Origin of the sequence: Pseudomonas mercuritolerans (assembly GCF_025706525.1) — a bacterium.
Lineage (GTDB): Bacteria > Pseudomonadota > Gammaproteobacteria > Pseudomonadales > Pseudomonadaceae > Aquipseudomonas > Aquipseudomonas mercuritolerans.
Genome location: NZ_JAMSHA010000001.1, coordinates 430,372 through 450,409, shown reverse-complemented (window position 1 = coordinate 450,409; position 20,038 = coordinate 430,372). Strand labels below are relative to the sequence as shown.

The 20,038-nt window shown below is 61.4% G+C and carries 15 protein-coding genes and 3 tRNA genes; 17 read left to right on the top strand and 1 reads right to left on the bottom strand.

The genetic code is table 11. The features are described from left to right. Positions 1–209 precede the first annotated feature (209 nt). The 17 genes from ND528_RS02150 to ND528_RS02070 all read left to right on the top strand — a co-directional run bounded on the left by ND528_RS02150 (position 210) and on the right by ND528_RS02070 (position 18,612). Positions 210–2,867: a FimV/HubP family polar landmark protein gene (locus ND528_RS02150; protein ID WP_263469565.1), complete on the top strand. Its 2,658-nt coding sequence runs from the start codon at positions 210–212 to the stop codon at positions 2,865–2,867. Positions 2,868–3,134: 267 nt separating this feature from the next. Further along, positions 3,135–3,959 carry a tRNA pseudouridine(38-40) synthase TruA gene (gene truA, locus ND528_RS02145; protein ID WP_016773937.1) on the top strand — a complete coding sequence of 275 codons (825 nt, stop codon included), beginning with the start codon at positions 3,135–3,137 and terminating at the stop codon, positions 3,957–3,959. 64 nt (positions 3,960–4,023) lie between these two features. Further along, positions 4,024–4,656, top strand: a complete 633-nt coding sequence (locus ND528_RS02140) for a phosphoribosylanthranilate isomerase (RefSeq protein WP_263469564.1) — start codon at positions 4,024–4,026, stop codon at positions 4,654–4,656. A gap of 199 nt (positions 4,657–4,855) precedes the next feature. Continuing rightward, on the top strand, positions 4,856–5,776 hold the full coding sequence (gene accD, locus ND528_RS02135) for an acetyl-CoA carboxylase, carboxyltransferase subunit beta (protein WP_016773939.1): 921 nt from the start codon (positions 4,856–4,858) through the stop codon (positions 5,774–5,776). After that, positions 5,773–7,080 (top strand): bifunctional tetrahydrofolate synthase/dihydrofolate synthase, encoded by a 1,308-nt coding sequence (gene folC, locus ND528_RS02130; RefSeq protein ID WP_137215745.1) that lies wholly within the window; start codon positions 5,773–5,775, stop codon positions 7,078–7,080. Before accD ends, folC begins: the two co-directional genes overlap by 4 nt. After that, positions 7,064–7,726 carry an SPOR domain-containing protein gene (locus ND528_RS02125; RefSeq protein ID WP_263469563.1) on the top strand — a complete coding sequence of 221 codons (663 nt, stop codon included), beginning with the start codon at positions 7,064–7,066 and terminating at the stop codon, positions 7,724–7,726. The genes folC and ND528_RS02125 overlap by 17 nt, the downstream gene beginning before the upstream one ends. Before the next feature lie 98 nt (positions 7,727–7,824). After that, positions 7,825–8,385, top strand: coding sequence for a CvpA family protein (locus ND528_RS02120; protein WP_016773942.1), 561 nt, complete (start codon positions 7,825–7,827; stop codon positions 8,383–8,385). A gap of 41 nt (positions 8,386–8,426) precedes the next feature. Beyond that, the gene (purF, locus tag ND528_RS02115; protein WP_016773943.1) at positions 8,427–9,932 is read left to right on the top strand and encodes an amidophosphoribosyltransferase; all 1,506 of its coding nucleotides are present in this window, start codon (positions 8,427–8,429) and stop codon (positions 9,930–9,932) included. A gap of 69 nt (positions 9,933–10,001) precedes the next feature. Continuing rightward, a complete protein-coding gene (locus ND528_RS02110) occupies positions 10,002–11,213 on the top strand; it encodes an O-succinylhomoserine sulfhydrylase (RefSeq protein WP_263469562.1) in 1,212 nt (403 codons plus the stop codon). Further along, complete coding sequence (locus ND528_RS02105; protein ID WP_263469561.1) at positions 11,210–11,986, top strand: SDR family oxidoreductase; 777 nt, start codon at positions 11,210–11,212, stop codon at positions 11,984–11,986. The genes ND528_RS02110 and ND528_RS02105 overlap by 4 nt, the downstream gene beginning before the upstream one ends. A gap of 196 nt (positions 11,987–12,182) precedes the next feature. Then, a tRNA-Val gene (locus tag ND528_RS02100) sits at positions 12,183–12,258 on the top strand. 55 nt (positions 12,259–12,313) lie between these two features. Continuing rightward, positions 12,314–12,390 (top strand) — tRNA-Asp (locus ND528_RS02095). A gap of 93 nt (positions 12,391–12,483) precedes the next feature. Next, positions 12,484–12,560, top strand: a tRNA-Asp gene (locus tag ND528_RS02090). A 477-nt stretch (positions 12,561–13,037) separates the two neighbouring features. After that, complete coding sequence (locus ND528_RS02085) at positions 13,038–15,869, top strand: xanthine dehydrogenase family protein molybdopterin-binding subunit (protein ID WP_263469560.1); 2,832 nt, start codon at positions 13,038–13,040, stop codon at positions 15,867–15,869. Then, a complete protein-coding gene (locus ND528_RS02080; RefSeq protein WP_016773947.1) occupies positions 15,862–16,401 on the top strand; it encodes a (2Fe-2S)-binding protein in 540 nt (179 codons plus the stop codon). The genes ND528_RS02085 and ND528_RS02080 overlap by 8 nt, the downstream gene beginning before the upstream one ends. Positions 16,402–16,403: 2 nt before the next feature. Beyond that, on the top strand, positions 16,404–17,639 hold the full coding sequence (locus ND528_RS02075; RefSeq protein ID WP_263469559.1) for a cytochrome c: 1,236 nt from the start codon (positions 16,404–16,406) through the stop codon (positions 17,637–17,639). Position 17,640: 1 nt separating this feature from the next. Beyond that, complete coding sequence (locus tag ND528_RS02070) at positions 17,641–18,612, top strand: XdhC family protein (protein ID WP_263469558.1); 972 nt, start codon at positions 17,641–17,643, stop codon at positions 18,610–18,612. Positions 18,613–18,742: 130 nt separating this feature from the next. Here the strand turns inward: ND528_RS02070 and ND528_RS02065 are convergent, their stop codons facing one another. Beyond that, a complete protein-coding gene (locus tag ND528_RS02065) occupies positions 18,743–20,026 on the bottom strand; it encodes an NAD(P)/FAD-dependent oxidoreductase (RefSeq protein WP_263469557.1) in 1,284 nt (427 codons plus the stop codon). Positions 20,027–20,038: the final 12 nt, after the last annotated feature.

Sequence of the window (20,038 nt, the reverse complement as noted above, 5' to 3'; positions counted from 1 at the left end):
AAGATACTTGGCAACAATTTGTCGACTGATTCTAGGTGAGCGCTATGCTTGCCCGAAGCGCGTCGATGACGAGTCACCCTCCGGGACTTTCCGGGGCAGCACAGAAATGATCGCGCGCGGCGACCCCCGTCGTCGCGCGCAATGCCTTACGGCAGCGGTATTCAAAAGCTTCTCGCTGGCCGAGGAACGTTCAAACAAAGGATGAGGCTATGGTTCAAGTTCGCAAACTGGTGTTAGCAATAGCGGCCGCCTCGGCGCTGTCCTCCGGTATGGCGCATGCCCTCGGGCTCGGGGAGCTGACCCTGAAGTCGACCCTGAACCAGCCGTTGGTGGCTGAAATCGAGCTGCTCGACGTCAAGGATCTCACCGCCGCCGAGGTGGTGCCGAGCCTGGCTTCCCCTGAAGATTTCGCCAAGGCCGGCGTTGATCGTCAGGCCTTTCTCAACGATCTGACTTTCACCCCGGTGCTCAACGCCAACGGTAAAAGCGTATTGCGCGTGACCTCGAGCCAACCACTGTCGGAACCGATGGTGAAGTTCCTCGTGCAGGTGATGTGGCCCAATGGCCGCCTGCTGCGTGATTACAGCGTGCTGCTCGATCCGTCGAAATTCTCGCCGCAGACCGCTGACGCCGCCGCGCAACCGGCGCCGTCGCAGACCATCACCGCGCCAACCACCGGCGCCACCCATCGCAATCAATACACCACCACGCCGCGCGACACCCTGTGGGAAATCGCCGCGAAGGCGCGCAACGGCGGCTCGGTGCAGCAGACCATGCTGGCGATTCAGGCGCTCAATCCGAATGCCTTTATCGACGGCAACATCAACCGTCTGAAAACCGGTCAGGTGCTGCGTCTGCCGGATCCGGTACAAAGCACCGCGCTGCCGCAGTCGGCGGCCATCGCTGAAGTGGCGGCGCAGAACGAAGCGTGGCGTCAGGGCCGTCGTTACGCGGCCAAGCCTGGCACCGGACAGCAGCAGCTGGATGCGACCAATCGCGGCCGTGGCAATGCCGGCGCGGCGCCCAACACTCAGGACAACCTGAGCCTGGTCTCGGCAGAAAGCGCCAAGCCCGGTGCGAAAGGCCCGGCCGGCGACGCCAAGGCGCTAAGCAACAAACTGGCAATCACCCAGGAAAACCTCGACACGACTCGTCGTGACAACGAGGAACTGAAAAGCCGCATGGCTGATCTGCAGAGCCAGCTGGACAAGCTGCAGAAGCTCATTGAGCTGAAAAACAATCAACTGGCGAAGATGCAGGCCGACGGTGCCGGCGCTGCGCCTGGCGCCAACGGTGCTGTGCCGCCGGTGCCGGCAATCACTGCCGAGCTGGCCGCGACACCGCCAGCTACCCCGGCCGATGCCGCAGCGGCTTCACCCACCCCGGAGTCCGCCATCGCGCCGCCAGCGGAAACCCCGGTTGAGCCAGTCGTCGAGCCGGTGGTCGAACCCAAGCCTGCTGCCGCCGATGACGACAAAGCCTTCAATGAACTGCTGACCAATCCGATCCTGCTTGGCCTGATCGGCGGCGGTGCGGTGGTTCTGCTGCTTCTGCTGTTGCTGCTGGCGCGTCGTCGCAAAGCCCAGCAGGAAGCTGAAAAGCACCTGCGCATGGCCCGCGCGCTGGCTGAAGAGCAAGAGTTCTCCGCTGAGCAGGATCTGCCGGAAAGCAGCTTCTCCGGCCTGGGAACCCCGGCAGCCAGCGTCAAACTCAATACGCCAGCTCCGGCACCTGCGCCAACTCCAGCGCCAGTCGTTGCTCCGGTGGTGATGGCCACGCCGATTGCCGCACCTCTGGTGGCCCCGGCCGGTGAACGCTCTGATGACGTGCTCGACAAGGCACAGTCGCACATCAATGCCGGTCGCCTGAATCAGGCCGCCGCGCTGCTGGAAGAGGGCGTCAGCCTTGAGCCTGAGCGCAGCGATCTGCGCCTGAAGTTGATGGAAGTCTACGGCCAGCAGGGCGATCGGGATGCGTTCGTCGCGCAGGAGCGTCAACTGGTGGCCAATGGCGACAACTTCGCCAAGGTCGAAGCGCTGAAAAGCCGCTTCCCGGCCATGGCCGTGGTCGCTACCGGTGGGCTGGCGGCTGCCGCCGTCGCTGCCGAGCTGGACGCGCAGTACGTCAAGGAACTGCTGCAAGACGAGCCGCAAGCGCCCGAGACTGCCGCTGACGACCTCGACACTGCGTTCGATTTGAGTCTGGACGATCTCGACAACATCACCCCGGTCGATCCTGCACCAGTGGCCGAGCCAGAGGCGCCTGTCGAGCTCGACGCGTTTCCGGCCGAAGACGACCTGAGCTTCGCCTCGGTGCTGCAGGAACAGACCGAGATGAAAGACAATCTCGACGATCTGTCGGACTTCGATCTGGACATGGATCTCGGCGCCGAACCATCGCCGGCCACGTTGGCTGAAGATGACTTCCTGCTGGATCTGGACGACGGCGTGAAAGATCTGCCGCCGGTCGAGACGCCGGTAGTCGCCGACGTGCCGCAGGACGATCTGGAATTGCCAGCCGATTTCGACCTGTCGCTGGCGGACGAAATGGACAGCAACCCGGCTGCTGAGCCGGATGCCTTCTCGGCCGAGCTGGACGACGTCAATGCCGAGCTGGATCGCCTGTCGCAAAGCATGGCCGAACCGAGCTTCACCGAAGCGGACGCAGCGTTGGGTGATGATTTGGGCGAAGACGATTTCGACTTCCTCGCCGGCACTGACGAAGCAGCGACCAAGCTCGATCTGGCCCAGGCCTACATCGACATGGGCGACGCCGACGGTGCCCGTGACATCCTCAACGAAGTGTTGACCGAGGGTGACGAGAAGCAGCGGGGCGAGGCCAAGGAAATGCTTTCCAACCTGGCGTAAGTTCAGCGGTAAACAACAAGCGGCAGCCCGGTGGGGCTGCCGTTTTTGTTGGTGCCGGATTCGGCGGTGTCTGATCGATTGCTTTCGCGAGCAGGCTCGCTCCCACAGGGGGATGCATTGCAAATGTGGGAGCGAGCCTGCTCGCGAAGGCGGCGGTACTGCCGATAGAGAACTCTGGCATCCCCGGCCCACCGCCTTATAATGCCCGCCTTTGCAAAATCAGCAGGCTGTCCCACCTTGGCAAACATAGATAACCCGGTCGCCGAAATGGCGCCCGACGGCTTTTACCGCGTCGCACTGGGCGTTGAGTACAAAGGCTCGCGCTACAGCGGCTGGCAGCGTCAGTTGACCGGTGTGGCGACGGTGCAGGAAGAGCTTGAAAAAGCCCTGTCGAAAGTCGCCAATTCACCGGTTTCCCTGCAATGCGCCGGGCGTACCGACGCCGGCGTGCATGCCTGCGGCCAAGTGGTGCACTTCGACACCCAGGTTGATCGCTCGCTGAAAGCCTGGGTCATGGGCGCCAACATCAATCTGCCCCACGACATCAGCGTCAGTTGGGCCAGGGTCATGCCGGCGCATTTTCATGCGCGCTTCAAAGCCATCGCCCGGCGTTATCGCTATGTGATCTACAACGATCAGATTCGCCCGGCGCACCTCAACGAAGAAATCACCTGGAATCACCGCCCGCTCGACGCCGAGCGCATGGCCGAAGCCGCGCAGTACCTGATCGGCACGCACGACTTCAGCGCGTTTCGGGCTGGTCAATGTCAGGCCAAGTCGCCGATCAAAAAGATGCATCACCTGCGCGTGACCCGTCACGGCAAGATGATCGTGCTCGACATTCGGGCCAATGCCTTCCTGCATCACATGGTGCGCAATATTGCCGGTGTGCTGATGACCATCGGTGCCGGGGAGCGCCCGGTGGAGTGGATGAAAGAAGTGCTGGAGAGTCGCGAGCGTCGCTCCGGCGGGGTGACGGCGCATCCATACGGGCTGTATCTGGTACAGGTTGAGTACCACGACGAATTCCCGTTACCCGAACGCTTTATCGGGCCACATTTCCTTACGGGTTTCTCCGAACTTGACGGCTGACGCCCTTGGACGCTTTTGTTACCATCCGGGACGTTTTCGGATTTTGCCTTGAGGTTTTCCTGACATGTCAGCTGTTCGCAGCAAGATCTGCGGCATTACCCGCATTGAAGATGCACTGGTCGCCGTCGAAGCCGGCGCCGATGCGATTGGTCTGGTGTTTTACGCCAAGAGCCCGCGTGCAGTGAATGTGCAGCAGGCAAGGGCGATCATCAAGGCGCTGCCGCCGTTTGTCACCACCGTGGGGCTGTTCGTCAATGCCAGTCGTTGCGAGCTGGGAGAAATCCTCGATGCGGTGCCGCTGGATCTGCTGCAATTTCATGGCGACGAAAGGGCGGAGGAGTGCGAAGGCTGGCATCGTCCGTACATCAAGGCACTGCGGGTCAAGGCTGGCGATGATATTGCCGCTGCCTGCGATGCCTTTCCCGGCGCCAGTGGCGTACTGCTCGACACTTATGTCGAAGGGGTGCCCGGCGGAACCGGCGAGGCGTTTGACTGGTCACTGATTCCGAAACACCTGAGCAAACCGCTGATTCTGGCCGGCGGCCTGACGCCGGAGAACGTTGCCGACGCGGTAGCACGGGTCAAGCCCTACGCGGTGGATGTCAGCGGCGGGGTAGAAGCGAGCAAAGGCATCAAGGATCACCACAAGATTCGCGCATTCATCAACGCGGTGCGCGGCAATACATCGTCGATGTGACGGCTGGCAGTCTGCCGCCGTCCATCAATGCACTTGCACAAAGCAGGCGCGGCTGAGGGTTGCTGAATCGTACGCAGGTCATGTTTCGCGCTGACCGCGACTGTTCGGCAACCATCGCCACACACATGAATTTAGCTCAAGGGCATACGCGGGGCTGCGAACCAGAGCGTTCGGGCCGCCGGTACTGGAGAAAGAAAGCATGAGCAACTGGTTAGTAGACAAACTGATCCCTTCGATCATGCGCTCGGAGGTCAAGAAGAGCTCGGTGCCTGAAGGTCTGTGGCACAAATGCCCATCCTGCGAGGCGGTGTTGTACCGTCCGGAGCTGGAAAAGACCCTGGACGTTTGCCCCAAGTGCAACCACCACATGCGCATCGGAGCACGTGCGCGCATCGACATTTTCCTCGACCCGGAAGGTCGCAACGAACTGGGCGCCGATCTGGAGCCGGTTGACCGTCTGAAATTCCGCGACGGCAAGAAGTACAAGGATCGCCTGGTCGCTGCGCAGAAGCAGACCGGCGAAAAAGACGCGCTGATCTCGGTCAGCGGCACCTTGCTGGGCATGCCGGTGGTGGTTTCGGCATTCGAATTTAATTTCATGGGCGGTTCCATGGGCGCCATCGTCGGTGAGCGCTTCGTGCGCGCTGCCAACTACGCACTGGAAAACCGCTGCCCGATGATCTGCTTCGCCGCTTCCGGTGGCGCGCGCATGCAGGAAGCGCTGATCTCGCTGATGCAGATGGCCAAGACCTCGGCCGTGCTGGCGCGCCTGCGTGAAGAAGGCATTCCGTTCATTTCCGTACTGACCGACCCGGTCTACGGCGGTGTTTCCGCCAGTCTGGCGATGCTCGGTGACGTCATCGTTGGCGAACCGAAAGCCCTGATCGGCTTCGCCGGTCCGCGGGTAATCGAGCAGACCGTGCGCGAAAAACTGCCGGAAGGCTTCCAGCGCAGCGAATTCCTGCTGGAGCACGGTGCAATCGACATGATCATTCACCGTCAGGAACTGCGTCCGCGTCTGGGTAACCTGCTGGCACAGATGACCGGCAAGCCGACGCCGAAGTTCGTCGCCGCGCCGATCGAGCCGATCGTGGTGCCGCCGGTGCCTGCCAACGTATGACCCAGCGCACCCTTGGTGAATGGCTCGCCTACCTCGAGCAGTTGCATCCGTCGGCCATCGACATGGGCCTGGAGCGTTCGCAACAGGTAGCGTCCCGCATGGGGCTGGGCCAGCCGGCGCCTCGGGTGATCACGGTCACCGGCACCAACGGCAAGGGTTCGACCTGCGCGTTCGTGGCTTCTTTGCTGCGTGCGCAGGGCCTGAGCGTTGGTGTCTACAATTCTCCGCACCTGCTGCGTTACAACGAGCGGGTGCAACTCAATGGCGTCGAAGCCACTGACGCCCAGCTGTGCGAAGCCTTTGCTGCGGTCGAGGCGGGCCGCGGCGAGACTTCCCTGACTTACTTCGAAATGGGCACCCTGGCGGCGTTCTGGCTGTTTCAGCAGTCTGCACTTGACGCTGTAGTGCTTGAAGTGGGTCTGGGCGGGCGTCTGGACACGGTCAATGTGGTCGATGCCGACATCGCGCTGGTCACCAGCATTGGCGTCGATCACGCCGATTATCTGGGCGATACCCGCGAATCCGTAGCCTACGAGAAGGCTGGAATTTTCCGTCAGGGCAAACCGGCCTTGTGTGGCGATCTGAACCCTCCGCAACCACTGCTCGACAAGGCGCGTGAACTGGCTTGCCCGTTCTTCCTGCGTGGACGCGATTTCGATCTCGGCATCACTGACCAACACTGGCAATGGCGCGGCACCGATGTCCAAGGCCAATCGGTCGAATTGCGCGACCTGCCGCTGCTCGATCTGCCGATGGAAAACGCCGCGCTGGCGCTGCAAGCCTATCTGCTGACCGGTTTGCCGTGGAATGCCGAACAGATCGTACCTGCGTTGCAGGCGACGCGCGTGGTCGGGCGCCTCGATCGTCGTTCGTTCGAATGGAACGGCAAGCGCCTGAACCTGTTGCTGGATGTTGGTCACAATCCGCATGCCGCTGAATATCTCGCGCGACGTCTGGCTGCGCGGCCGCCGGTTGGCAAGCGTCTGGCGGTGTTCGGGTTGCTGGCGGACAAGGATCTCGATGGTGTTGTTGGCGAATTGAATGCTAGTGTCGCGCATTGGGCTGTCGCGCCGCTGGATTCGCCGCGTGCGCGTCCCGTAACTGAGCTTGAGGCAGCGCTGCAGAACCTTGGTGCTTCGGTTACGTCCTATGCCAGCGTTGCGGCGGCTCTGGAAGGGCAGTGTGCTGTAGGTACCAGCGACGACGAGATTCTCTTGTTCGGATCATTTTATTGTGTCGCCGAGGCCCTTGAATGGCTGGCCCGGCGCTCCACGGAGGAAGCGGCAAATGGCTTTGCTGGATAAAGCGTACAAGCAGCGCATGGTTGGCGCGCTGGTACTGGTGGCGCTGGCGGTGATCTTCCTGCCGATGCTGTTTTCCCGTCAGGACGAGCAGCGTCAGGTGACCGTCGAGGCCCCGGCTGCTCCTCAGCCTTCGGCCATGCCGCAAGTGCAAATGGACCCGGTCGCCGTGCCTGAGCCCCAGGCTTTGCCGCAAGAGCCTGTGCCAACGGACGCAGAGGTCGCTGAAGAAGCGGTGCCTGCTGCTCCGGCTGCTGCTCCGGCCGCCCCGGCACCGACCATCCCGGCGCAGATTGCCCGCCCGGCAACGCCGCCACCGGTGGCCAAGCCGATTCCGGCGCCGGCTCAGCCAATCACCTCGGCAACCAGCAAGCCTGACACCACGCAGAGCCGCGTCGATGCCAACGGTCTGTCGGTGAGCTGGTCGGTGCAACTGGCCAGTCTGTCGAGCCGCGCCAGCGCCGAAAGCCTGCAGAAGAACCTGCGCAGCCAGGGTTATAACGCCTACATTCGTTCGGCCGATGGCAAGAACCGGGTGTTCGTCGGTCCGCTGATCGAGCGTGCCGAGGCCGATCGTCTGCGTGATCTGCTGAGCCGTCAACAGAACCTCAAGGGCTTCGTTGTCCGTTTTCAGCCTGAACGTGGCTGAAATCTATCACCTCGATTGAAAAGCACTGACAATCGCAGCTTACCGACAGCCATGCGCTCTGCTAAAATGCGCCGCCTTATCCGTCTGTAGGCTGCACTGTGCCATTTACCTGGGTTGACTGGGCGATCGTTGCAATCATCGCCATCTCCGCATTGATCAGTCTGAGCCGCGGCTTCGTAAAGGAAGCGTTATCGCTGCTGACCTGGATCATCGCAGGAGCGGTTGCCTGGATGTTTGGTGGCTCACTGTCCGAGTACCTCGCCGGATACATCGAAACCCCATCGGCTCGCGTGATCGCGGGCTGTGCCATCATGTTTGTCGCCACACTGATCGTGGGCGCAATGATCAATTATCTTATCGGCGAGTTGGTTCGCGTCACCGGGTTGTCCGGGACCGATCGATTCCTCGGCATGGCCTTCGGCGCAGCGCGTGGCGTGTTGCTGGTGGTCGTGGCGGTCGGGCTGTTGAGCCTGGGGCCGGTACAGCAGGACGGGTGGTGGAAAGAATCACAGCTCGTGCCCAAGTTTCTATTGGTCGCCGACTGGTCCAAAAACCTGATACTCGGGTGGAGCAGTCAGTGGCTTGCCAGCGGAATCAGCGTACCCGCTGAGATTCCGTTCAAGGAGCAGCTCTTGCCGACGGCGAAAACGCCTCAGTGAGTGCTGTTCAGTTCAGATCCATTAAGTAGGGGTTGCGTCGCATGTGTGGCATCGTCGGTATCGTCGGTAAGTCGAACGTCAATCAGGCGCTGTATGACGCGCTAACCGTGCTCCAGCACCGCGGCCAGGACGCTGCCGGTATCGTGACCAGCCATGATGGCCGGTTGTTCCTGCGCAAGGATAACGGCCTGGTGCGTGATGTGTTCCAGCAGCGTCACATGCAGCGTCTGGTCGGCCACATGGGTATCGGCCACGTCCGTTACCCGACTGCCGGCAGCTCGACGTCGGCCGAAGCCCAGCCGTTCTACGTCAACTCGCCGTACGGCATCACCTTGGCGCACAACGGTAACCTGACCAACGTTGAACAGTTGGCCAAAGAGATCTACGAATCCGATCTGCGTCACGTCAACACCAGTTCCGACTCGGAAGTGCTGCTCAACGTGTTCGCCCACGAGCTGGCCCAGCGCGGCAAGCTGCAGCCGACCGAAGAAGACGTGTTCGCCGCCGTGACCGACGTGCATAACCGTTGTGTTGGTGGCTACGCCGTTGTGGCGATGGTCACCGGTTACGGCATCGTTGGTTTCCGCGATCCGCACGGCATCCGTCCGATCGTATTCGGCCAGCGTCACACCGACGAAGGCGTCGAGTACATGATTGCCTCGGAAAGCGTTTCCCTGGACGTGCTCGGTTTCACGCTGATCCGCGATCTCGCGCCAGGCGAAGCGGTGTACATCACCGAAGATGGCAAGCTGCACACCCGTCAGTGCGCAACCAACCCGTCGCTGACCCCGTGCATTTTCGAACACGTCTACCTGGCGCGTCCGGACTCGATCATCGACGGCGTGTCGGTGTACAAGGCACGTCTGCGCATGGGCGAGAAGCTTGCCGAAAAGATCCTGCGCGAGCGCCCTGAGCACGACATCGACGTGGTCATCCCTATTCCGGACACCAGCCGTACTGCCGCGCTGGAGCTGGCCAATCACCTGGGTGTGAAATTCCGCGAAGGCTTCGTCAAGAACCGCTACATCGGTCGCACCTTCATCATGCCGGGCCAGGCTGCGCGCAAGAAGTCGGTACGCCAGAAGCTCAACGCCATCGAGCTGGAATTCCGCGGCAAGAACGTGATGCTGGTCGATGACTCGATCGTGCGCGGCACCACTTGCAAGCAGATCATCCAGATGGCCCGCGAAGCCGGCGCGAAAAACGTCTACTTCTGCTCGGCGGCACCTGCGGTGCGCTTCCCCAACGTCTACGGTATCGACATGCCGAGCGCTCACGAACTGATCGCGCACAACCGTTCGACCCAGGACGTGGCCGACCTGATCGGCGCTGACTGGCTGATCTATCAGGACCTGCCTGACTTGATCGAAGCGGTCGGTGGCGGCAAGATCAAGATCGAGCACTTCGATTGCGCGGTGTTCGACGGCAAGTACGTGACTGGTGACGTCGACGAGGCTTACCTGAACAAGATCGAACAGGCGCGCAACGATGCCTCGAAGGTCAAGACCCAGGCAGTCAGTGCGATCATCGATCTGTACAACAACTGAGTTTCCACCGGCCCTGAGGGGCCGGTTTTGTATCTGATATTTATTGTTCGTGAACAAAGGAGAGACAGCATGAGTCAGGAATGGGATGCCGGTCGGCTGGACAGCGACCTCGAAGGCGTAGCGTTCGATACCCTGGCCGTCCGTGCCGGTCAGCACCGCACGCCGGAAGGCGAACACGGTGATCCGATGTTCTTCACCTCCAGTTACGTGTTCCGCACCGCTGCCGATGCTGCGGCGCGCTTTGCCGGCGAAGTGCCGGGCAACGTCTATTCGCGTTATACCAACCCGACCGTGCGTGCGTTTGAAGAGCGCATCGCCGCGCTGGAAGGCGCCCAGCAGGCCGTCGCCACGGCCACCGGCATGGCCGCGATCATGGCGGTGGTGATGAGCCTGTGCAGTGCTGGCGATCATGTACTGGTATCGCGCAGCGTGTTCGGCTCGACCATCAGCCTGTTCGAGAAGTATTTCAAGCGCTTCGGCGTCGAAGTCGATTACGTCCCGCTGGCCGATCTGTCGGCCTGGGATGCGGCAATCAAATCCAACACCAAACTGCTTTTTGTCGAATCCCCGTCCAATCCGTTGGCCGAACTGGTGGATATCGCCGCACTGGCAGAAATCGCTCATGCCAAGGGCGCGCAACTGGTGGTCGACAACTGCTTCTGCACCCCGGCGTTGCAGCAGCCGCTGAAGCTCGGCGCGGACGTTGTCGTGCACTCGGCGACCAAGTTCATCGACGGCCAGGGCCGCTGCATGGGCGGCGTTGTCGCCGGTCGCGGTGAACAGATGAAAGAAGTGGTGGGTTTCCTGCGGACCGCCGGGCCGACCCTCAGCCCGTTCAATGCGTGGATCTTCCTCAAAGGCCTCGAGACCCTCAACCTGCGCATGAAAGCGCATTGCGCCAACGCTCAGGCGCTGGCCGAATGGCTGGAGCAGCAGGACGGCATCGAGAAAGTCCATTATGCCGGCCTCAAGAGCCATCCGCAGCACGAGTTGGCCCAGCGCCAGCAGAAGGGCTTCGGTGCGGTGGTCAGCTTCGAGGTCAAGGGCGGCAAAGAAGGCGCCTGGCGCTTTATCGATGCCACGCGGTTGATTTCGATCACCGCCAACCTCGGCGACAGCAAAACCACCATCACCCATCCAAGCACCACCTCCCACGGCCGTCTGGCGCCACAGGAGCGTGAAGCGGCAGGCATTCGTGACAGTCTGATCCGCGTTGCGGTCGGTCTGGAAGATGTGGCTGACCTGCAAGCTGATCTGGCGCGCGGTCTGGCGGCATTGTGATCGAGTTGTCCACACCCGCGGCCAACACCCATGGCCGCGTGGCGCTAGTCACCGGGGCTGCGCGCGGTATCGGCCTTGGAATTGCTGCCTGGCTGATCAGCGAAGGCTGGCAAGTGGTGCTGACCGATCTTGATCGGGCGCGTGGTTCGAAAGTGGCGAAGGTGCTCGGCGAGAACGCCTGGTTCATCGCCATGGACGTCGCCGACGAAAACCAGGTCGCGCTGGGCGTGGCCGAGGTATTGGGGCAGTTTGGTCGTCTTGATGCGCTGGTCTGCAACGCGGCGGTGGCCGATCCGCACAACATCACCCTGGAAAGCCTCGATCTGGCGTATTGGAATCGGGTGCTGGCGGTGAATCTGAGCGGGCCGATGTTACTGGCCAAGCACTGTGCGCCGTATCTGCGTGCGCACAACGGTTCGATCGTCAATCTGGCCTCGACCCGCGCGCGACAGTCGGAGGCGGACTCCGAGGCGTATGCGGCGAGCAAGGGCGGGCTGTTGGCGCTGACCCATGCGCTGGCAATCAGCCTTGGACCGGAAATCCGCGTGAACGCAGTCAGTCCTGGCTGGATTGATGCCCGTGATCCCTCGGTGCGTCGCGCCGAACCTTTGGCCGATGCCGATCATGCTCAGCATCCGGCGGGCAGGGTAGGGACTGTCGAGGACGTGGCGGCGATGGTGGCGTGGTTGCTGTCGAGGAATGCCGGGTTTGTCACCGGCCAGGAATTCGTCGTCGACGGCGGCATGACCAAGAAGATGATCTACGAGCAGTGAAAGGCAGCTTCGAGCTGCAAGCTGCAAGCTTCAAGCTAAAGCAAGACGCTGGTGTGCCTGTTTTAGGTGATCATCCTTTTCTTGAAGCTTGAAGCTTGAAGCTTGAAGCTTGAACCCCTTTTTGAAAAAAACTCCAATCCTGCTATTGACTTAGCTTCGCCACCTGCGTAAATTTCGCGGCCTCGGAGATGCAAACGGGTGATTAGCTCAGCTGGGAGAGCGTCTGCCTTACAAGCAGAATGTCGGCGGTTCGATCCCGTCATCACCCACCACTCCGGAGAAGCTTGCGCAAGCAAGAGAGTAGGCTGAAAGTGCCTGCACCGACGCGCAGCGGTAGTTCAGTCGGTTAGAATACCGGCCTGTCACGCCGGGGGTCGCGGGTTCGAGTCCCGTCCGCTGCGCCATATTTTACGAGTCAGATTCATCTGATTCGCGATTGCCAGGTACCGAAGCCGGCAATCAAAACGAGTTACTTGAGCGCAAGCTCAAAGCGATACGCAGCGGTAGTTCAGTCGGTTAGAATACCGGCCTGTCACGCCGGGGGTCGCGGGTTCGAGTCCCGTCCGCTGCGCCATATCTGTTTCAAGGACCACTGAACGCCTTGAAGCGCCGAAATAGGCCTTTGGCTGAATCGGATCGATAGCAAAGACCCTGGTCGAAAGACCGGGGTTTTTTGTGTCTGAAGTTTGGCTATTCCCCTCTCGAACTCCTGCGCAAATCCTCCTGTAGGAGCTGCGGCACGCTGCGATCTTTTGATCTTGCTCTTAAAAAATCCAGATCAAAAGATCGCAGCCTCGTTTCACTCGACAGCTCCTACAAGAATCTCTGCAAGCCTCCTGCGGTGCCACGTCGCATTGATTTTTTTGATTATTTAGTCAGGTTTTTGTAACTGGTTGTTTGCTGTGGGCGTAGAAACCTTTAAAGTTAACCTTTCGGTCAGCTTTGCACTGTCAACACAGCTCTTTGCTTCGCCAGAAAGAGCTTCTGCAAGACTCGAGATCCCCAGTAGATAACCACAAGGGCGGACCTATAACCGCCCAGAGGATGATCCATGTCCAACCGTGAAATATCCCGGCGCTCGTTCCTCCAGGGCGGGCTGGTGGCGGGTGTGAGCGTTACGCTCACGCCGCTCAGCAGTCAGGCGCTGGCTGCCTTGATGGAAAACAGCGTCACCGTGCCGTCGGAGAAATGGCTCGGCAATAACGGCAAGGCGCGGCAACGCAACGATGCCTTGTCCAAGGTCTGCGGCAGCAAGGTGTTTGCCCGCGACATCCGCGCCAAGGACATGCCAGGCTGGCCTGAGCAACAAGGCCACGCCATGCTGCTGAAAACCATCAAGGCCGACCGTATCTACGCAGGTTACGACCTGTCGTGGCTCGGCGCTGATCTGCAGCCGGACCGCATCGTTACCGCTGCCGATCTGGACAAGGACGGTATCGTCTTCCCCGAAGAGCACGCGCCTGATCCATTGCTGCCAGAAGGCAAAGTGCCGATGTTCATCGGGCACCCGGTAGCGATTCTGATCTGGAACGACTTCGAGCGTTTCCGTCAGGCCAAGAATCAACTCAAATTCAATGACAAAGCGATTCGTTACGGCGCCAAAGTGCCGTTCTACGAAGGCGACCCCTACGGCAGCTTCCGCTACGTGCGCGTCGGCGGCGCGACTTCGGCGGACGAAGACGAATTCGCCAGCCTCAAGGATTCGATCCTGTTTCCGATGCTGAAGAACCGCCGTCCAGTGTGGAATGCATCGCCGAACCTTCATGGCAACCTCACCGAGCGCGGCCTGTTCTACGCCGACCGCATGAAGCAGGAAATCGACACGCCGCCAGACAACTGGCTGGTGTTCGATGAGCGCTACAAGACGCCGTCGATCGAACCGGCCGCCCTCGAGCCGGACAACGGCAACGGCTGGTACGACCCGAAAACCAAAACCCTGCATTTCGTCGTGGCGACGCAATGCCCGCTGGAAGTCGCGACCGAGACCGCGAAGATGATCGGGCCGTCGCGTTTCGGCCTGGCCAACCTGAACATGCACCCTGGCTACACCGTCGGGTATGGCTCCAAAGACCACAACATTTTCGTCTACTACGCAGCCCTGGCCGCGCTGTACGGCGCCGGTGTGCCGGTGCGTCTGGCCAACGACCGCTATGAGCAATTCCAGAGCGGCATCAAGCGTCACCCGTTCGACATCCGCTACCAGTTGGCCGTGGACAAGAACGACTACACCTTCAAGATTTTCCGTGCAGAAATGAGCGTCGACGGCGGCGGTCGGGTCAACTACAGCCCATCGGTGGCGGCGGTTGGCGCCACGGCTGCGCAGTCGATCTACTACATGCCGCAGAACGACCTGCAAGTCACCGCGTATCACTCGCGCGCGGTCGAGGCGGGTTCGATGCGCGGTTATGGCACCCTGCAAAGCATGGCGGCCACCGAAATGATGGTCGATGAGATCGCCAATCGCCTGGGTGTCGACGCTATCGACTTGCGCCGCAGGAATGCCCTGCGTTCCGGCATGAAAAACACCCAGGGCGCAGTCCCGGCCGGTGCACTGCGCCTGCACGAAATTCTCGACAAGGCCTCGGTGCACGAAGTCTGGAAAAACCGCGACGCGATCAAGCAACAACGTGAAGCGGCAGACCCGGATAACTGGTACGGCGTCGGTTTCGCCATCTGCCAGAAAGACTTCGGCACCGGCTCCGAAGCGCCGATGGCCAGCATCGAATTCACCGCTGACGGGCGCATCACCCTGCGCCACATCGGCATCGAAATCGGTACCGGCATGTCCACCTCGCAAGCCCTGGTCGTCGCCGATTTCCTCGGCAGCCCCGCGCATGAGGTGAAGACCGGCGAAACCGAATGGCAGGAAATGCAGCTGATCACCAGCGGCAACCCTTACATCATGAGTCAGGCCGAGCAGGACAATCTGCTGCGCAACCCGCGCTGGGTCGGCAAGCTGGCGTCGGCGTCTTCGGCGACCAACTCCGCCTATTACTTCAGCCACGCGACCCGTGAAGCGGCACGCGTGCTGTTCAACCACGGCTTGTGGCCGGCGGCGCTGGAGATCTGGCGTCAGGGTCCGTACGGCGGCCAAGCCAACCCTTACGTGGTGCGCCGCGAAGATGCGCATTGGGTCGACGGCAAGCTGACCGCCAACGGCATGCAGCCGCTGAGTTTCGAAGAGCTGGCCAAGCGCGCCCACGAACGCGGGCTGGTGACGGGCGCTACGGTGCACGGTTTCAACCGTTGGAGCTGGGCCGAGGCCGAGTACAGCATCGACGGCGTGCGCGAGCGCCTGCCGCTCGACGGTCTGGCGGTGAAATACGGCGATGGCGCGCCGCAAGCGAAGAAAGCGCAGATGAACAGCGCCGGCTTCCACTTGCTTGATCGGCAGAACGTCAACTACCCGGTAGTGCAGTTGAACAACGCTGCCGTGACCTATTACAGCCCGGTCGCGACGCTGGTCGAGTTGAAGGTCAATAAAGGCTCGGCGGAAGTCGAGGTGCTCAACCACCATTCGTGGATCGAGTGCGGTCGCGTGCTGGTTGAAGAGTTGGTCAAGGGCCAACTTGAAGGTGGCATCGCCATGGGTATTGGTCATGCGCTGATGGAAGAGATGCCGTTGTACGAAGGCGGGCCGGGGGAGGGTGACTGGAACTTCAACCGTTACCGCCTGCCGATGGCGCGTCACGTTGCGGTGTGGAAGCAGACCGCGGAGATCCTGCCGCCGCTGTCGCCGAGCGATCCGTCCAAGGGCATCGCCGAAGTGGTGATGATCCCGATTGTCGGTGCCATCGGTAACGCCGTGGCGCACGCCATTGGTAAACGTGTTCGTGACTTGCCTATCACCGCTGCGCGCATCAAGGAGGCCCTCAATGGCTAACCGTCCGCTTCAACTGACCCTCAATGGTCAATCCGTCGGCCCGGTGGACATCCCTGATGACCTGCCGATGATCGACTACCTGCACGAATACAAAAACCTCACCGGCTCGCGGCTGGGCTGCGGTCAGGGGATCTGCCACGCCTGCGTGGTGATCGTCGATAACCCAGACGGTACCAGCGAAGAAGTGCGCACCTGCATCACCGGCGCGCACTACTTCGAGGGCAAGAAAGTCCGCACCATCGAAGGCCACGCCACTCGCGACGAGCAGGGTCAGGTCACCGAGCTCAATCCGATCCAGCAGCGCTTTGTCGACGAGTTCGCCTTCCAGTGCAGCTATTGCGCGCCAGGCTTCGTCAACGCCGCGACGGTGTTGGTCGAGAAGCTGCAGCGCCAGCCGATCGTCAAAAGTCAGCTGGAACAGGTGATCGAGGACAGCCTCGGCCATCACGTCTGCCGCTGCACCGGCTACGTGCGTTATTACAACGCCACGCGCAACGTGCTGACCGATCTCGGTCTGGTCAAGGAGGGTTGAGCATGAAGCGTTTACTGACCCGCCTGGCCCTCGCGGTCGGACTGGCTGCGCCGCTTATGGCGGCCCACGCCGACGATCAGATCAAGCGCGGCGAATACCTCGCCCGCGCCGCTGACTGCATGGCCTGCCACACCGCACCGGGTGGCGCGCCCTATGCCGGCGGCCTGCCGATCGTCTCGCCATTCGGCACGATCTACGGCACCAACATCACCCCGAGCAAAGAGCACGGCATCGGTCTGTACAGCGATGATGAGTTCTTCGCTGCGTTGACCGAAGGCAAGCGGCGCGACGGTGCGAATCTGTATCCGGCGATGCCGTACACCTCGTATCACCTGATGCCGCGCGCCGATTCCGATGCGATTCACGCGTATCTGAAAACCATCGAGCCGATCGAACGCGCCGCGCCGGTGACCAGCCTGAGCTTTCCGTTCAACGTGCGTCTGGGCCTGACCGGCTGGAACATGCTCTACGGCAAAGACGTCAAGCTGGAGCCGGCCGAAGGCAAAAGTGCGGCGTGGAAGCGCGGCCAGTACATGGTCGACGTTCTCGGTCACTGCGGCGAATGCCATACGCCACGCGGCCTGCCCGGCGCGATGCAATTGGACAAGCGCATGACCGGCGGCATCCTCAACGGTTATCTGGCGCCAAGCCTGCTGGCCACCGACCTGGCCGCGCGCGGCTGGAATCAGCAGGATCTGAGCACGTTTCTCAAGCACGGCATGAGCGCGCAAGGGACGATGTTCAACGAGATGTTCCCGGTGTTTCACAACAGCACTCAGGGGCTGAGCGATACGGATCTGGCGGCAATGGCGACGTTCCTCCTTGGCGAGCAACCGCCGCCAGCCAAAGAGCTCGTCGAAGTGCCGCTGGACAAGCTCAGTCCGAGTGCTCAGCGCGGCCGTCAGGAATACCTGAACGTCTGCGCCGGTTGTCACGCGGCTGGCGGTGAAGGCAAACCGCACATCGCCGTGGCCATGCGTGGCAACACGACGTTGCGTCTGGAAGATCCGCGCAATCTGTTGCGAGTGATCGAGGATGGTATCGGCGAACAGAAGTTTTCCGGGTTCGAACACATGCAGCCGATGCCGGGTTTTGCTGAAAAGCTCAGTCCTGAGCAATTGACCGATCTGCTCAACTACCTGCGTCAGGGTTGGGGCGGGCAGGGCGCTGAACTGGCGGTGAGCGAAGTGCAGAAGCTGCAAGCCGACGCGCCGAGCGTCGAGCACAAGGCCCACTGATATGCAGCATCTCGATCTGCAAGTGGTGCGTCGGGCGCTGGAATGGTCGGTGGCCGGGCAGCGAATCTGGCTGTGCACGGTGCTGACCACTTACGGCTCGGCACCGCGCGCGCCGGGTTCGCTGCTCGCGGTGAACGAAGGCGGGCAGTGGATCGGTTCGCTGTCGGGCGGTTGCGTTGAGGAGGATTTTCTTCAGCGCGTCGCCGAAGGTGCATTTCTCGAAGCAGTAAGCGTCGTGCGTTACGGCGAAGGGGATGATCCGCGTTCGCGGGTCAGTCTGCCTTGCGGCGGCATTCTTGATGTGCTGGTTGAGAAACTTGACGCCGACTGCGCGGTGCAGGCGCATCTGCGTGAACTGGAGTCGGCGCTGCTGGGGCAGCGTCGTCTGCTTCGCGAAGTCGATCTGGCCAGCGGTGCTCGCGCTCTGTTCGCTGATCGCGAGCAGGGCGCGCGGATCGAGCGTGAGATCGATCGGGTGCGCATCCGTATCGGCGCGGCGCAGCGCTTGTTGCTCGCTGGCTACTCCAGTGTGGCGCAGGCCTGTGCCGAGTTCGCGGTGGGGCTTGGCTTTGAAGTGATTCTCTGCGATCCGCGCGATGAAGTGCTTGAAGGTGTGGTGCTCAATGGCGTGGAGATCCGTCGGCAGTTGCCTTCGGTGTTCATTGCCGACGGTGGCTGCCATCGCGACACGGCGGTGGTGGCGCTGACTCACGATCCGCGTATCGACGATCTGGCAATGATGGAAGCGGTGCGCACCGAGGCGTTTTACATCGGTGTGATGGGATCGCTGCAAACGTCGCAAAAACGCTTCGAGCGTTTGCGCCGCATTGGTGGCTTGAGTGAGGCGGAGCTGGCGCGGATTCATGTGCCGATCGGCCTCAACCTCGGCAGCAAGACACCGGCGGAAATTGCGCTGGCGGTGCTGGCAGATATCCTGCGGATACGCAGCGGGATCGCTCGGGATCAGCTCTGATCCAAAGCCTTGCTGAATCTACTGTGGCGAGGGGATTTATCCCCGTTGGACTGCGCAGCAGTCCCCTCCTGCTCAAGAGAGGGGCGCTGCGCACCCCCGACGGGGATAAATCCCCTCGCCACAATGGTGTTTATAGGCCGTACTTATCCCGCAACCCGTAATACCAGGCCCCCAGCGCGGCAAACGGTGTGCGCAGCAACTGCCCGCCGGGGAACGGGTAGTGCGGCAGGTCGGCAAAGGCATCAAAACGCTCAGCCTGACCGCGCAACGCTTCGGCGAGGACCTTGCCCGCCAGGTGCGTGTAGGTGACGCCGTGACCGCTACAACCCTGCGAGTAATAGATGTTGTCGCCCAGGCGACCGACTTGCGGCAAGCGCGACAGGGTCAACAGGAAGTTGCCGGTCCAGGCGTAGTCGATCTTCACATCCTTGAGTTGCGGGAAGGCCTTGAGCATCTTCGGGCGGATGATAGCTTCGATGTTCGCCGGATCGCGAGCGCCGTAAACCACGCCGCCACCGAAGATCAAACGCTTGTCGGCGGTCAAGCGATAGTAGTCGAGGAGATAGTTGCAGTCCTCCACGCAATAATCCTGCGGCAACAGCGCCTTTGCCAGCTCATCGCCCAGCGGCTCGGTGGTGATCACCTGAGTACCGCACGGCATCGATTTGGCCGCCAGTTCCGGCACCAGATTGCCGAGGTAGGCGTTGCCGGCGACGATGATGAACCTGGCCCTGACCTTGCCCTGCGGCGTATGCACAATCGGATTGGCGCCGCGCTCGATGCGCACGGCAGGTGATTGCTCATAGATGGTGCCGCCGAGAGACTCGACTGCCGCCGCTTCACCGAGCGCCAGGTTCAGCGGATGGATGTGGCCGCCGCTCATATCGAGCATGCCACCGACGTATTGATCGCAACCCACCACTTCACGGATGCGGCGTTGATCCATCAATTCCAGCTGGGTGTGGCCGAAGCGTTCCCACAGGCGCTTTTGCGATTCCAGGTGCCCCATTTGTCTGGCGGAAAGGGCGGCGAATACACCGCCGTCTTTCAGGTCGCACTGGATGTTGTATCTGGCCACGCGCTCGCGAATGATCCGGCCGCCTTCAAAGGCCATTTCACCGAGCAATTGCGCTTGCTTGGGGCCGACCGTGCGTTCGATGACATCAATGTCACGGCTGTAGCTATTGACGATCTGCCCACCGTTTCGCCCCGAAGCGCCGAAACCGACTTTCGCCGCCTCCAGCACGGTTACGCGAAAACCGTTCTCCAGCAGAAACAAAGCGGAGGACAGCCCGGTATACCCAGCGCCGATCACACAGACGTCCGTCTCCACATCATCCTGCAGCACAGGACGTGGCGGCACGGCATTGGCCGACGCAGCGTAATAAGACTCTGGGTATTGGGTGTTCGCCATCCTGCTGCCTCT

Excerpts from the sequence above, each read along its gene's own strand:
- ND528_RS02150 (WP_263469565.1), top strand. The coding sequence starts at position 210 with ATGGTTCAAGTTCGCAAACTGGTGTTAGCAATAGCGGCCGCCTCGGCG.
- truA (WP_016773937.1), top strand. The coding sequence starts at position 3,135 with ATGGCGCCCGACGGCTTTTACCGCGTCGCACTGGGCGTTGAGTACAAA.
- ND528_RS02140 (WP_263469564.1), top strand. The coding sequence starts at position 4,024 with ATGTCAGCTGTTCGCAGCAAGATCTGCGGCATTACCCGCATTGAAGAT.
- accD (WP_016773939.1), top strand. The coding sequence starts at position 4,856 with ATGAGCAACTGGTTAGTAGACAAACTGATCCCTTCGATCATGCGCTCG.
- folC (WP_137215745.1), top strand. The coding sequence starts at position 5,773 with ATGACCCAGCGCACCCTTGGTGAATGGCTCGCCTACCTCGAGCAGTTG.
- ND528_RS02125 (WP_263469563.1), top strand. The coding sequence starts at position 7,064 with ATGGCTTTGCTGGATAAAGCGTACAAGCAGCGCATGGTTGGCGCGCTG.
- purF (WP_016773943.1), top strand. The coding sequence starts at position 8,427 with ATGTGTGGCATCGTCGGTATCGTCGGTAAGTCGAACGTCAATCAGGCG.
- ND528_RS02110 (WP_263469562.1), top strand. The coding sequence starts at position 10,002 with ATGAGTCAGGAATGGGATGCCGGTCGGCTGGACAGCGACCTCGAAGGC.
- ND528_RS02085 (WP_263469560.1), top strand. The coding sequence starts at position 13,038 with ATGTCCAACCGTGAAATATCCCGGCGCTCGTTCCTCCAGGGCGGGCTG.
- ND528_RS02080 (WP_016773947.1), top strand. The coding sequence starts at position 15,862 with ATGGCTAACCGTCCGCTTCAACTGACCCTCAATGGTCAATCCGTCGGC.
- ND528_RS02075 (WP_263469559.1), top strand. The coding sequence starts at position 16,404 with ATGAAGCGTTTACTGACCCGCCTGGCCCTCGCGGTCGGACTGGCTGCG.
- ND528_RS02070 (WP_263469558.1), top strand. The coding sequence starts at position 17,641 with ATGCAGCATCTCGATCTGCAAGTGGTGCGTCGGGCGCTGGAATGGTCG.
- ND528_RS02065 (WP_263469557.1), bottom strand. The coding sequence starts at position 20,026 with ATGGCGAACACCCAATACCCAGAGTCTTATTACGCTGCGTCGGCCAAT.